General features: G+C 73.1%; 13 protein-coding genes. 6 read left to right on the forward strand and 7 right to left on the reverse strand.

Features of this window, described 5'->3' with window-relative positions:
• Window positions 1-584 (forward strand): NADase-type glycan-binding domain-containing protein (locus tag ACJ73U_RS01275; RefSeq protein ID WP_407775611.1); only part of this gene is annotated, 584 nt, incomplete at its 5' end.
• 90 nt (window positions 585-674) lie between these two features.
• Window positions 675-1,295 carry a response regulator transcription factor gene (locus ACJ73U_RS01280; RefSeq protein WP_407775612.1) on the forward strand — a complete coding sequence of 207 codons (621 nt, stop codon included), beginning with the start codon at window positions 675-677 and terminating at the stop codon, window positions 1,293-1,295.
• Window positions 1,296-1,301: 6 nt separating this feature from the next.
• On the opposite strand, the gene ACJ73U_RS01285 is transcribed toward ACJ73U_RS01280, so the two are convergent.
• The 6 genes from ACJ73U_RS01285 to ACJ73U_RS01310 form a co-directional block, all read right to left on the reverse strand.
• Window positions 1,302-4,715: a BTAD domain-containing putative transcriptional regulator gene (locus ACJ73U_RS01285; RefSeq protein ID WP_407775613.1), complete on the reverse strand. Its 3,414-nt coding sequence runs from the start codon at window positions 4,713-4,715 to the stop codon at window positions 1,302-1,304.
• A gap of 251 nt (window positions 4,716-4,966) precedes the next feature.
• Window positions 4,967-5,401 (reverse strand): MarR family winged helix-turn-helix transcriptional regulator, encoded by a 435-nt coding sequence (locus tag ACJ73U_RS01290; RefSeq protein WP_407775614.1) that lies wholly within the window; start codon window positions 5,399-5,401, stop codon window positions 4,967-4,969.
• 9 nt (window positions 5,402-5,410) lie between these two features.
• Window positions 5,411-7,177, reverse strand: a complete 1,767-nt coding sequence (locus ACJ73U_RS01295) for an ABC transporter ATP-binding protein (RefSeq protein ID WP_407775615.1) — start codon at window positions 7,175-7,177, stop codon at window positions 5,411-5,413.
• 191 nt (window positions 7,178-7,368) lie between these two features.
• On the reverse strand, window positions 7,369-7,614 hold the full coding sequence (locus ACJ73U_RS01300; RefSeq protein ID WP_407775616.1) for a hypothetical protein: 246 nt from the start codon (window positions 7,612-7,614) through the stop codon (window positions 7,369-7,371).
• A gap of 70 nt (window positions 7,615-7,684) precedes the next feature.
• Window positions 7,685-7,813, reverse strand: coding sequence for an SDR family oxidoreductase (locus ACJ73U_RS01305; RefSeq protein WP_407775617.1), 129 nt, complete (start codon window positions 7,811-7,813; stop codon window positions 7,685-7,687).
• 113 nt (window positions 7,814-7,926) lie between these two features.
• Complete coding sequence (locus ACJ73U_RS01310) at window positions 7,927-8,532, reverse strand: TetR-like C-terminal domain-containing protein (protein ID WP_407775618.1); 606 nt, start codon at window positions 8,530-8,532, stop codon at window positions 7,927-7,929.
• Between the two features lie 73 nt (window positions 8,533-8,605).
• Between ACJ73U_RS01310 and ACJ73U_RS01315 the strand changes: the two genes are divergently transcribed.
• The 3 genes from ACJ73U_RS01315 to ACJ73U_RS01325 all read left to right on the forward strand — a co-directional run bounded on the left by ACJ73U_RS01315 (window position 8,606) and on the right by ACJ73U_RS01325 (window position 11,360).
• The gene (locus tag ACJ73U_RS01315) at window positions 8,606-9,826 is read left to right on the forward strand and encodes an FAD-dependent monooxygenase (protein WP_407775619.1); all 1,221 of its coding nucleotides are present in this window, start codon (window positions 8,606-8,608) and stop codon (window positions 9,824-9,826) included.
• A 194-nt stretch (window positions 9,827-10,020) separates the two neighbouring features.
• Window positions 10,021-10,398: a type II toxin-antitoxin system PemK/MazF family toxin gene (locus ACJ73U_RS01320; protein WP_407775620.1), complete on the forward strand. Its 378-nt coding sequence runs from the start codon at window positions 10,021-10,023 to the stop codon at window positions 10,396-10,398.
• Between the two features lie 44 nt (window positions 10,399-10,442).
• On the forward strand, window positions 10,443-11,360 hold the full coding sequence (locus ACJ73U_RS01325; protein ID WP_407775621.1) for an alpha/beta hydrolase fold domain-containing protein: 918 nt from the start codon (window positions 10,443-10,445) through the stop codon (window positions 11,358-11,360).
• On the opposite strand, the gene ACJ73U_RS01330 is transcribed toward ACJ73U_RS01325, so the two are convergent.
• Window positions 11,353-11,841 carry an MSMEG_6728 family protein gene (locus ACJ73U_RS01330; protein WP_407775622.1) on the reverse strand — a complete coding sequence of 163 codons (489 nt, stop codon included), beginning with the start codon at window positions 11,839-11,841 and terminating at the stop codon, window positions 11,353-11,355. The two genes, ACJ73U_RS01325 and ACJ73U_RS01330, sit on opposite strands and share 8 nt — an antisense overlap.
• A gap of 574 nt (window positions 11,842-12,415) precedes the next feature.
• Between ACJ73U_RS01330 and ACJ73U_RS01335 the strand changes: the two genes are divergently transcribed.
• Window positions 12,416-12,812: hypothetical protein (locus ACJ73U_RS01335; RefSeq protein WP_407775623.1), on the forward strand; the 397-nt coding region annotated here is incomplete at its 3' end.

Below are 12,812 nucleotides of genomic sequence, written 5' to 3' on the forward strand. Positions count from 1 at the left end.
CCGCGACCCGGCGCCGCCGCTGGCGGTGGCGCGGCGACCGCTCCCGCTGGCTGCGCCGGCTCGTCGCACTGGCCGTGGTGGCCCTGCTCGTGGTCGCCGGAGTCGTGTTCTGGCCCCAGCTGACCGGGCTGTGGGAGGAACTCCGCGACCGGCTGTCGACCCCGGCCGCGGTGCACCCGGTGAGCACCACGGCGAACGCGGAGGTGCCCGGTCACCCCGCCACCGCGGCCACGGACGGGCTGTCCAACCGGTACTGGGGTGCTCCCGCCGTCGGCGACTCGGTCGAGTTCACCTTCGCCGGCCCGTTCCGGCTCCTCTCGGTCGTCGTGCACACCGGCGCCTCGGCCGAGGAGCAGGGCTTCGCCACCGAGGCCCGGCCGACCGTGTTCGACATGGTCGTCACCACCGAGGACGGCACCACCCGGACCGTGCCCGTGAACCTCGCGGACGAGCCGGGATCGCAGCGCAGCGACACCGGGATCAGCGACGTCACGAAGATCCGGCTCGTCATCCGCGCCGCCGCCGGGCTGGCGCCCGGCCGGCACATCGCACTCGGTGAGGTGGAGTTCTTCAGACGGCCGTGAAGAAGTCTGGACCCGCGGTGAAGAATCCGTGAAGCGGCCGCGAGAAGACTTGTTGACGCGAACCCAACAACCCTGGGGAGAGGGAAAGTGGTGCGACAGCGAGTTCGGGTGGCCGTCGAGGCGGCGGACCACCTCAGCATGGCCGGCCTCACGAGCTATCTCGACGGTCGGGAGGAGGTCGCGCTGGTGGCGGGGGAGCGGCGGGCCGAGGCCGACGTCGTGGTGGTGGCGGCGGGCAGGCTCACCAGGGAGGGGATCGCGGGCCTGCGCGCGGCGGCGGCCGACGCGCCCGTCCCGGTGGTGCTGGTGCTGGACGAGATCGGCGACGTGGACGTGCTCACGATCGTGGAGTGCCGTGTCGTGGCGGTCCTGCCCCGAACGGCCGCGACGGGCGACCGGGTGCTGCGCGGTGTCCTGGCCGCGGCCAACGGCGGCGGTGTCCTGCCCCCGAACCTGGTGGCCGAGCTGATGGAACACCTGCGCCGCCTACGCCGGGAGCTGGTGAGCCCCACCACCGACGGCCGCCTGAACGCCCGCGAGCTCGACGTCCTGCGCCTCATGGCCGACGGGATGGACACCGCGGAGATCGCCGTGCGGCTGTCCTACTCGGAGCGCACGGTCAAGAACGTCTTCTACGGCCTCACCAACAGGCTGCACCTGCGCAACCGCCCGCACGCGGTGGCCTACGCACTGCGGAAGGGCATGATCTGACCGCCCCTACACGCTCCACGAGGAGGTCATGGCGTGACCCATCCGTTGCCTCGCGCGGCGGATGTCCCACGCAGCACCCAGTCGTTGGTAGAGGGCGACGGCCCGGGCGTGCGCCGCCCCGGCCTCGGCCACCCGGTCGGCGCGGTGGAGCAGGACGGCGTGATCCTCGACGGTCTGGGCGAGTTCGTAGGTCCGGCCCGCCGACTCGTAGTGCGCCACGATCTCGGCCAGGCCGTCCACGTCGCCGTCCAGCAGGCAGCGGCAGCGGCGGGCCGCGGCGGCCGCCCGGGCCGGCGCGGCCTCCTGGGCCGCCTCCAGTTCGCACGCCACCACCGCGGCGTGGGCGGTCACCGTGTCGCCGTGGTCGAGGGCCAGCCGGACCAGGTCGGGCAGCCACTGGTGCCGCAGCATCATCAGCGCCTGCTTGGTGACGAGGGTCGTGCCCAGCACCGCGATCGCGCCGGCCAGGTCTCCTCGGCGCCAGGCCGCGGTCGCCTGTGCCGCGAGGAGGAAGTCGCAGTTCTCGCGGTCCGCCGCGCTCGCCATCGGGAGGTGGTGGCCGGCGTCCAGGTGCCGGTTCAGGCTCGCCTCGTCGTCGCGGTGGGCGGCGACCAGGGCCGCCACGCCGTGCATCAGCAGCCGCGCGCCGCCACCCTCCCGCAGGCCGAACCCGGTGAACTCGGGGTCGCACAGCACCGTGTCGATCTGGGCGAGCGTCTCGTCCCACCGGCCGAGCCAGAAGTAGTGGACGGCACCCGCGATGTGCACGCCCGCCGCCGGGTGGCTGCTGCCCGCGATGGACAGCGCCCGGTCGAGGTCCCTGGTCGCCTCGTCGAGCCGGTCCAGGCACTGCAGCGTGAACATCCGGTTGTCGAGCAGCACCAGCCGCAGGTCGGTCAGGCTGAGGTCGGTGCCGACGACACCCATCGCCTGGTCCAGGTAGCCGAGCGCCGAGCCGTAGTCCCGCCGCGCCGCGTCGATCTGCCACAGGATCTCCAGCGCCTGCCCTACCGCGTACCGGTCGTTCGCCCGCTCACCCAGCTCGACGGCCTGCCGCGCGGTGTCGGCGGCGGCCTCCAGCTCGCCGATGCCCGACCGCTGCACCAGCGCGAGCAGCGAGAGGAACCGGGCCCGCCACACGTCCGGCAGCACCGGGTCGGCGAGTGCCTCCTCCACCGCCACGAGCGCCTCCTCCGCGCGGGAGGCCCGGTAGGGCACGTAGGCCAGCACCCACCGCAGCTCGGCGATCAGGTCGGGGTCGGTCAGCGACGGCAGGGCCGCGCGCGCGGTCCGCTCGGCGTCGCGGTCCCGGCCGATCCGGAACAGCACGCTGGCGAGGTGCGCTCGGGAGGCGGCGCGCACGCCGTCGGCGCAGTCCTCGGTATCGGCCACGCGTACCAGCAGCTCCACCGCGACCAGCGGGGCGCGGTAGGTCAGCACCGGGGTGGCGGAGACGAGCCAGTCGTTGACCCACGGCCCGGCCTTCCCGTCGGCCGCGAGCAGCTGCCGGGCCACGGTCTCCACGGGCGCGCCGGCGTCGGCGAGCGCCTTGGCCGCCTGGTGGTGCAACGCGTCCCGGATGGCCACCGCCATGCTCTGGTACAGCGCCTGCCGGATCACCGGGTGGCGGAAGACGAGCCGGGTGCCCTCGGCCCGCAGCACGCCCGCCGCGATCGCCTCGTCGAACGACGGCACGAGGTCCGACACGGGCCGGCCGAGCACGACCGACAGGCCCTCGACCGCGACGCCGTCGCAGAGCAGCGCGGCCGCGCGCAGGACGTCGCGCGTGGTGTCGGTGAGGTAGCCGAGCCGGCCGGTGACCGCGGACACCAACGACCCCGGCGCCCGGTCGACCCACTCGCGGTCGACCTCGGCCGTCCCGTCGACCGCGATCGCCCCGTCGCGCAGCAACGAGTCCGCGATCTCCCTGACGTACAAGGGGTTCCCGGTCGCCCGCGCGGTGACCGCGCGCAGGTGCGGGCCGGGCGGGGCGCCGACGAGGTCGTCCACCAGGCCGGCCACGTCCGGTTCGGCCAGCGGCCCGAGGTCGAGCACCACGCCGCCGTGGGCACGCACGTCGCCACGCAGCCGGTCGACCTCGGTGCGGTGGGGGACCGGCCGGGTCGCGCCGACCAGCAGCAGCGGGCGGCGGCGCGTCTCCGCGGCCAGCCGGTGCCACACCAGCATGCTGGCCTCGTCGGACCAGTGCAGGTCGTCCAGCGCCAGCACCAGCGGGCCGTCCGCGCACAGGGTCTTGACGAGCGTGACCACCTGGTCGATCGCGCCGATCACCGGGTCCCCGCCCGCGAGGACCGCCCGGCCCGGCCGGTCGTGCAGCGCGGTCGCGAGGGCGGCGCGGCGCGAGTCGGGCGAGTCCGTGTCCACGCCGAGCGCGTCGAGCACGAGCCGCAGGGGGAACCGCTGGCCCAGCTCGTCCGCCACGGCGTGCCCGAGCTGGCAGCCGGCCCGCTCCGCCGCCGCGAGCGCGGCCGCGACCAACGCCGACTTGCCGATGCCCAGCTCGCCCTCGACCCACAGGGACCCGCCGCGCCCGGCGGCGGCGTCGGCCACCAGGGCGTGCACCCGGGTCAGCTCGGCGTCGCGCCCGACGAGCGCCGGCACGACGCGTGCGGGTGCGGCGTGCTGCCGGACCGGGACGAGCACCGGGTCACCGGCGAGGATCTGGTCGTGCAGCCGCCGCAGCGCCGGGCTCGGCTCGATGCCCAGCTCGTCGATCAGCACCTGCCGCGCTTCCCGGTACGCCGCAAGGGCTTCCGCGTTGCGCCCCCAGCGGTGCAGCGCCAGCATCAGCAGCTCGCGCGGCCGCTCCCGCAGGGGGTGCTCCCGCACGAGCGCGCCGAGGTCGGCGACCACCTCGGTGTGCCGCCTGGCCGCGATCCCGGCCTCGGCCCGCAGCTCCTCGGTCGCGGCCCGCAGCTCGCCGAGCCGGGCCCGCTCCGCCTCCGCGAAGGGCCCACCCACCCCGGAGAGCGCCTGGCCGTGCCACAGCGCGAGCGCGTCGTCGAGCAGCCGGCGTGCCCCGTGCGCGTCGCCGCCGGCGAGCAGCCCGTCCGCCTGCCCCCGCAACCGCGCGAACTCGGCGACGTCGACCCGGTCGACCTGCAGCCGGTACCCCGAGCCGGCGGAGGTGAGCAGCCGCGGCGCCACGCCCCGGACACGGTCCGGCTCGAGCGACTTGCGCAGCGTCGAGACATAGGTGTGCAGGCTCCCGGCGGCGGTGTTGGGCGCGCCGTCACCCCACACCCCGTCGATCAGCTCGGCCCGCGACACCACCGAGTTCTGCCGCGCCGCCAGAATGGCGAACACGGCCCGCGGCCGCGACGAGCCGAGTGCCACCTCCCGTTCACCGGAGAAGGCGCGTACCGGACCAAGGAGCTCGACTCGAAGCTCCGGAACCATGTTGTCTCTCCCAGTGGCCGTCCTGTCCAGGGCTGACACCGCGGCATGGGCGCGTGATACGGCCGCAATCCCAGACTGCCACAACCACCCGCCGTTCGGCGGCCACCAACCGGGTCTTGTCCTGAGCCAAAACGGTTACGGTGATTCCTGGCCCGCCTCCCCGGAATTTTCCGGTATGCATTTCTGGCGGATGTCCGGATTCACGTATTCAGTTCACGTTGAATCGATATTCGGTCCACTGTGGACCGCGGTCACGAGTCGGCGATGCGCACCATCAGCCTGGCGGCGAGACCGAGCAGGTCCTGCTCGGTCTCGCTCAGCGTGTCGGCCATCGCGGCGGCCAGCCAGCGTTCCCGTTGCTCGCTGTAGGTGCGCAGTGCCTCCAGCCCGCGGGTGCTGATCTCCACCAGCACCCGCCGGCCGTCGGTGGGGTCGGGGCGGCGGGTGACGAAGCCGTCGCGGTCCAGGGCGGCCAGTACGCGGGTCAGCGACTGGGGGTGGATCTGCTCCGCGTCCGCCAGCGCCGTCGGGGTGTGGGTACCCGCGCGGTACAGGCGGCGGAGTACCGCCAGCTCCAGGCCGGTCGGGCCGCCGCGTTCGCGTGCGGCCCGCATCCGCCAGCTCAGCCTGCCCACGCCCTCGCGGACGAGTCGCGAGAGTTCGGCCAGGTCCTGCTCGGAGCGCATGTGGTGAATCTAGTGCCCCGCACTCCGGACGAGCCGGGCATAGTGCCCGTCGGCGGCGAGCAGTTCCGCGTGGGTGCCGCGCTCGACGATCCGGCCGTGGTCGAGCACCACGATCTGGTCGGCCCTCGTCACCGTGGACAGCCGGTGGGCGATGGTGATGGTGGTCCGGTGCGCGGCCAGGCGGTCCAGCTCCGCCTGCACCGACCGCTCGGTCCGGTTGTCCAGCGCGCTGGTGGCCTCGTCGAGGATCAGGATCGGCGGGTTGCGCAGCAGGATCCTGGCGATCGCCAGGCGCTGCCGCTCACCGCCGGAGAACCGGTAGCCGCGCTGGCCCACGATCGTGTCGTACCCGTCGTCGAGCCCGACGACGGTGTCGTGGATGTGCGCCGCACGGGCCGCCGCCTCGATCTCCTCGTCGGTCGCGGCCGGCTTGGCGAAGCGCAGGTTCTCCCGGACGCTGGCGTGGAACAGGTAGGTCTCCTGCGAGACCACGCCCACGGCGGCGGCCAGCGAGTCCAGCGTCACGTCCCGGACGTCGACGCCGTCGACCAGCACCGCGCCCTCGGTCGTGTCGTACAGCCTCGCCACCAGGTAGGCGAGCGTCGTCTTGCCCGAGCCGGTGGCGCCGACCAGCGCGGTCGTGGTGCCGGCGGGGATCTCCAGGTCGACGTCCCGCAGCGTCCAGCTGTCCTCGTACCGGAACGACACCCCCGCGAGCCGCACCGTCCCGCGCTGCACCTCCAGCTCCTTCGCGTCCGGCCGGTCCGCGATCTCCACCGGCAGGTCGAGCACCTCGAAGATCCGCGCGAACAGGGCGGTCGAGGTGGCGAACTCCTGGCCGACCGACTGCACCGCGGTGGCCGGGCCGACCAGCCGGTTGAGCATGCTGGTGAACGCGACGACCGTGCCGATGCTGGTCGGGCTGGCGCCGTAGGCGAGCGCCAGCCCGGCGACCCAGTACACCAGCGCGGGCACGGCGGTGAGGGCACTGCGCCGGGACGCCATCTGCCACCGCCCGGCGAGCGCCGCCTCCCGCGCCACGCGGGAGATCTCCCGCGACTCGGCGGCGAAGCGGTCCCGCAGCACGGCCGCGTTCCCGGTCGTCTTCGTCAGCAGGACGCCGGCCACCGACAGGGACTCCTCGACCAGCGTGGTCAGCCGCGCGAGCCGGCGCTGGCGGCTGCCGGCGAGCGCCCTGCGCCTGCGCCCGAGCCGCAGGGTCATCAGCAGGAAGAGCGGCACGATGACGAGGCCGAGGATCGCCAGCTGCCAGTCCAGCACGAACAGCGCCACCGCGATGGCCAGTGTGGTGAGTCCGTTCTGCACCACCGAGCTGACCGTCGTGTTGACGACGTTGTCCACGCCGCCGACGTCGTTGAAGACCCGGGAGAGCACCTCGCCCGTCCGGGTCCGGGTGAAGAAGGCGAGCGGCATGCGCTGCAGGTGCCCGTACACCGCCACGCGCAGGTCGTTCATCACCAGCTGGCCGACGGTGTTGGCCACCGCGGTCGTCGCCACGCTCAGCGCGCCGCTGCCCAGTGACGAGACGAGCATCCCCATCGCCAGCAGGCTCAGCAGCACCGTGTCCCGCTGCGGCAGCGCGGTGTCCAGGATCTCCCGCAGGAACAGCGGTGCCGCCACACCGAGCCCGGCCTGCGCCACGAGCAGCACCAGCAGCCAGGCGAGCCGCCACCGGTACGGCGTGAACAGGGCAAGGACACGGCGAAGCGGCACGTGCTGGTCGGCGTCGTGCTCCGCCTCGGACACCAAAGTCATAAACGTAAGCGTAGTAATCTTGCACCGAGTTGGTCCAGTGGAATAACTGAAGAGGCGGGTCAGTAAACTTCTGTTTACGACTTGGTGGGCCTGCGGCGACGGTGAGCCCGGTGGCGGTGCTGGCGTCTGCACCTCGACATCGGCACCGCCCACCGGGCCGGGGTCCAGTGGGCGGTGTCCTGCGTGGAGTGTCAGGATCGGATGAAGTTGGCGATCTGGGTGAGCACAGTGGTGTCCGTGAGGTAACCGAGGTGGGTCTGGCAGGCCACCAGGTTGTTGGTCGCGCCGGTCAGGCGGGTGCTCGTGTACGGGAGGATCACTCCGTCGCACGGGGAGTACCAGGTCGCGTACCGGGTCGCGCCGGGGGTCTCGTCGCCCGCGGAGATCTGGGCGATGAACGGCGAGCCGGGGTACATCTGCTGGCAGGTGACGAACACCAGGCAGGCGCTCGCCGCGGTGGTGCCGTGGTTGGCGCCCGCGAATCACCAGTCTGACGCCCTCACCGCGTCAACCCATCCACATGCCGCCGTCGACGTCGAGAACGGCGCCCGTGACCGACCGGACCGCCGGGGAGCACAGCCAGCCGACCGTCTCGGCGATCTTCGCCGGCTCGGTCACGTGGTGTCGGCCGTTCACCGACTGACCGGTCCCCGGCTCCCGCCCGGTCGGCTCCCGGCGCTCGCGGGTGCGATGCCGTGAAGGCGCTTTCGGAACGGTGGCCGTGCGGCGCTTTCGAAGCGGAAAGGGCCTTACCGCCGTGTCTTTCCGAGGTTCGTCGCCAGCGGCAGGAAGATGTCGTCGACGATCTCGGCGATGGTCCGCGGTGTCGCGGCCGTCATCGTCATGAACAGTTCGTGGCGGAGCAGGTCGACCGGTAGCGAGACGATGCGGGCCGGCGGTGTCGTCGCCAGCTCGCCGCGTTCGACGGCGCGTTCGACGATCGTCTCCATGGCGCTCGGCCGGTCGACGATGAACAGGGTGCGGAGTTCGTCCGGTGAGCCGCCCGTCTCCTCGAAGTACGCGCCGAGCCGTGCGGCGATCAGGCCGATGGTCCGGAACCGCCGGTCGTTGAAGTCGGTCAGGATCGCCAGCACGTCGCCGCGCAGGGTTCCGGTGTCCGGGACCGGGATCAGGTCGATCTCGCCGCGGCGGCGGATCACCGCCCTGAGCAGCTCCAGTCGCGACGGCCAGCGCCGGTACAACACCGAACGGGCCGCCGAGGACCGCGCGGCCACCGCGTCGATGGTGAAGCGCTCGTAGCCGGCCTCGATGAGTTGGTCCCAGCCCGCGTCCAGGATCGCGGACTCCAGCGCGGCACCGCGACGCCGTAGTCCGGCGGTCTTGTTAGAGGACACTTGTGTATCTTATCGCGCCTTGCTACGGTCGGCCAGTAAGCAACACTCGTGTAGCTAATCGCATTGGATCCTCATGACCACTCGCAGTGCCCTGATATCCGGTGCGAGCATCGCCGGACCCGTACTCGCCTTCCTGCTGTCGGCGGCCGGCTGGGACGTCAGCGTCGTCGAGCGCGCCGAGCGCCTGCGCACGGGCGGTTACCCGGTCGACATCCGCGGCAGCGCGGTCGACGTCGTCCGCCGGATGGGTCTGCACGACCAGCTCGTGGCTCGGCGCTACCGGCACGTTCCGGTCCAGCTGCTCGCTCCCCGCGGCCGTCGACTGTGCACACTGGACTACGGCGACCTGCTCAATGACCCGGCGAGCGGCGACGTGGAACTCACCCGCGGTGCGCTCAGCGAGGTCCTGTACCAGGCGAGCGGCGACCGGGTCGCCTACGTCTTCGGCGACTCGGTCGCCAGCCTGACCCAGACCGCCGCGGGCGTCGACGTCACCTTCGACCGCGGCCGACCCCGGACGTTCGACGTGGTGATCGGCGCCGACGGCATCCACTCCACCGTCCGCCGCCTGGCTTTCGGCGAGGAGTCGCGGTTCGTCCGCCACCTGGGTTTGTACGCGGCGATCTGGGACCTGCCGGCCGGCATGTTCGCGCCGGGGACCGGTTTCCTCTACTCGCACGCCGGGCGCACCGCCATCGTCGAGCACCCTGCCGGCGAGCCCACCGCCCGGGCGTTCCTGGCCGCCGTCCACCCGGCGCCGGGCACGGTGAACCGGTACGACACCGACGAGGTCCTCGACACGCTGCGCGGCGCCTTCGCCGAGGACCGCTGGCGCACCAACGACATCATCGACACGCTGCCCCGCGTCGACGACCTCTACTTCGACACCGTCAGCCAGGTCCGCATGGACCGCTGGAGCTCCGGCCGGGTCGCACTCGTCGGCGACGCCGCCTACGCACCGTCGTTCCTGTCCGGACAGGGCACCAGCATCGCGATCGCCGGCGCCTACGTGCTGGCCGGCGAACTGATCCGGCACGACCGACCCGAGCCGGCGTTCGCGGCCTACGAGCGCACACTGCGCGCCTACGTGGAGAAGAACCAGAACCTGGCGCTGCGCACCGGCTCCACCGTGATCTCCCGCACCAGCGGGCAGCTGCTGCGCCGCAACATCAAGCTGTGCCTGGTTCCGTGGCTGCAGCGACTCGGGCTCGCCCACCTGCTGCAGTCCCACGTCCGGTCGGCCGCGACCGACCTGTCGCTGCCGGACCACGACCTCCCCGCCGTGCGGGCCTAGGCGAGTTCGGCCAAGGCGCCGGCGGACGCGGTGGTGACCCGCCGGCCGCTACCCGGACCGCTCCGGACGCGAGCACGAACAATGCGGGCGGCCCGCTCGACGTCTACTGGGACCCGTCCGTCGCCGCCAGCCTCCCTCCCCCCGGCCGGGCGCGCGGGGGCGACGCCGCGCACGAGTCGGTAGGCTCCGCTCCCATGCGGGTGGTGTACGCGCCGGAACGGGACGGTGAGCCCGATCCCGGCGAGGTGGTGTGGGGCTGGGTGCCCTATGAGGACGATCCGACGGTGGGCAAGGACCGGCCGGTGCTGGTGGTCGGGTACGCCGACGACGCCGGCAAGCGGCTGCTGGCGGTGCCGTTGAGCAGCAAGAACCACGAGCAGAAGCGGGACGCCGACGAGTGGGTGTCCGTCGGCGTGGGCGGGTGGGACCGCGACCAGCGGGAGAGCTTCGCCAACGCCGACCGGCTGCTGCGCTACGACCCGGACGAGGTGCGCCGCGAGGGCGCGGCCCTGCCCCGGGCCCGCTTCGACGCGGTCGTCGACAAGCTCCGGGACCTCGGCAACCTGCCCTGACCTGGGTGCCACCTGTCCTCTGTGGAGCGTGCCGGAAGGAGATCATGCCTCTACACCAGTACTTCGTCGACTGGCTCACCGAGATGACCTCGGCCGGCGACTCCGAGCAGGCGATCCGGCAACGGATGACGCAACGCGCGCGGGAGCGGGACCCGTGGGCGCATCCGGACGTGGTGGTGGCGGACGCCGTCGCCACCGGCCCACATGGACCCATTCCGCTGCGCACCTACCGGCCGCGGCACGGCGAGTGCGCGAGAAGCCTGCTGTGGGTGCACGGCGGCGGCTTCCGCAACGGCGACCTGGACATGCCGGAGGCGCACGTGGTCAGCGGCGAACTGTCCTTGCGTACCACGGCGTTCGTGGTGTCCGTCGGCTACCGGCTCGCGCGCGACGGTGTCCGCTACCCCGTGCCGCTCGACGACGTGCACGCCGCCTGGTCGTGGCTGCGGTCCGAGCACGCGTCCCTCCCCGCGGCCCTGGGTGGTGCGAGCGCGGGCGCCGCGCTCGCCCTGGCCACCGCGCTCCGTGCGCGTGACCGCGCCGAGGCGACACCGGCCGCGCTCCTGCTGGCGTACCCCTTCGCGCACTTCCCGGTCCCCGCGCTCGACGACGCGACGGCGGTGGAGATGGCGGGCACACCGGCCTTCGCCCGGTCCTCCCCGGCGGCGGTCGAGGAGATGGTCGTCAACTACGTCGGCCGGATCAGCGACCTGCCCGCCGACGCGCTCCCGGGCGGGGCACGCCTCGCCGAGCTGCCGCCGACCCGGCTCGTGCTCTCGGAGTACGACGACCTGCGGCCCTCCGGCGAGCTGCTCGAACGCCAGCTGCGCGAGGTCGACGTGCCGGTGACCTCCCACGTCGCGCGCGGCATGCGGCACGGGCACCTCAACCACGTGGCGCCGCTCGCGGGGATCGAGGAGTCGATCGCGTTCCTCGCGGACGGGTTGTCGGCGCTCAGCTGACCTCGAGCGGGAGCCGGCGGGGACGGTCCGAGGCCGGCCACACGTAGGGGAGGTCGTCCGGCACGTCGGGGAAGTGCGGGCGGTAGTGGGCGGGGTTCTTCCGCACGAGCGCGGACTGGTGACTGCGGTGGAAGTCGGCGTCGCCGAGCCAGGGCGGGAGCTCTCCGGCGGTCGCCAGCTCCGGCTGGGTGCGTATCCGGGCCAACCCGGTCGTACGCTCCAGGTCGCGGCGGAGCGTGTCGCCGCAGGTGTCCTGCCGGCCGGTCGCGCACCACACCTCGCAGACGACCAGGCCGTACCGGGTCATCGCCTCCTCGTAGCCGGCCCACATCGCCGCGGCCGGGTGGTGCCGCCAGCCGTAGCCGGGCACCGTCAGGGCTCTGAGCACCTGGATCGCTTCCACCCGCTGCTTCCCGAGCCGCTGCTGGTCGAGCACCGCCGCGGTGGCGTGGAAGTCCGGGTAGGGGAGGAAGGTCTGCATGGGCCTGGGGCGACGGCACCTTTCCTGGCGGGGGCGTGACGCTGACGCGTACCCGCGCGCCGGCAGGGTGAAACCCGGCGTTACCGGACGGCGGTCAGCTCGCCCAGCACCTCCGAGGCCGTGACCGGGTCCAGCTCGCCGAAGCGGGGACGGGGCGGGGCGACCGGTCGCCGTCGCCAGTGGCGCTCAGCCACACGTGGTCGATGCGTTGTTCGGGGAACGCGTCCGTGGCGCCGGCGGTGACGCCGGAGGAGAGGTTGAGCACGGCGGCGCGGTCGCCGGGGCAGCGGGCGCAGGAGCCACGGCTCGACGCCGTTGTCCTGGGCGGCCGCGCCGCGCGGATCTCACCTCGGCGACCAGCTACCGCCGGGGACGGCGTCCGCCAGCAGCCCGGCGGTCGCCGAGGGGGGACCGTGCCCGGAGCACGCGTAGTATCCGGGGGTCCTAGGGTGACGCCGAGCTTCCTCGGGGGCGCGAGGTGTTCGAACGTGCGGGTACACCCGGCTCCGCCGAGCGCGAGCTGATCCGGTTGGTGCTGCGTTTCTCCGTGCTCGTACGGCTTCTCGTGGTTTGCGTGACCAGTGTGACCTCCGCCGTGGCCGAGCCGGCGCGGGAACCGGTGGTGACCTGGTTCGTGGTCGTCGCGTTCTGCGGCTGGACGGCCTGGTACGCCCGCGCGGTCGACCGCGGCGCCCCGCGCTGGCTGGTGGCCGCGGACGTCGTGCTGGTCGTCGGCGTGTGCCTCGCGCAGGTGTGGACCTCGGCCCCACAGCCGAGCTTCGAGGGCACGACGTGGCTGCTGGCCTCGGTGTCGATCGTCGTCGTCGCCTACCAGTGGCACGTCGGGCCGGTCGTCGGCGCGGTCGCCACCGCCGTCGTGGTCGTCGCGTACCTGTCCGGGGCCGCGCTCGCCGCGCCCGGCCGGTGGACCGAGGCCGTGCCGCTCGGCCTGTGGATGATCGCGGAGGCCG

Source organism: Actinophytocola sp. (assembly GCF_045807065.1).
Classification (GTDB): Bacteria; Actinomycetota; Actinomycetes; order Mycobacteriales; family Pseudonocardiaceae; genus Actinophytocola.

Excerpts from the sequence above, each read along its gene's own strand:
- ACJ73U_RS01285 (WP_407775613.1), bottom strand. The coding sequence starts at position 4,715 with ATGGTTCCGGAGCTTCGAGTCGAGCTCCTTGGTCCGGTACGCGCCTTC.
- ACJ73U_RS01290 (WP_407775614.1), bottom strand. The coding sequence starts at position 5,401 with ATGCGCTCCGAGCAGGACCTGGCCGAACTCTCGCGACTCGTCCGCGAG.
- ACJ73U_RS01295 (WP_407775615.1), bottom strand. The coding sequence starts at position 7,177 with ATGACTTTGGTGTCCGAGGCGGAGCACGACGCCGACCAGCACGTGCCG.
- ACJ73U_RS01315 (WP_407775619.1), top strand. The coding sequence starts at position 8,606 with ATGACCACTCGCAGTGCCCTGATATCCGGTGCGAGCATCGCCGGACCC.
- ACJ73U_RS01320 (WP_407775620.1), top strand. The coding sequence starts at position 10,021 with ATGCGGGTGGTGTACGCGCCGGAACGGGACGGTGAGCCCGATCCCGGC.
- ACJ73U_RS01325 (WP_407775621.1), top strand. The coding sequence starts at position 10,443 with ATGCCTCTACACCAGTACTTCGTCGACTGGCTCACCGAGATGACCTCG.
- ACJ73U_RS01330 (WP_407775622.1), bottom strand. The coding sequence starts at position 11,841 with ATGCAGACCTTCCTCCCCTACCCGGACTTCCACGCCACCGCGGCGGTG.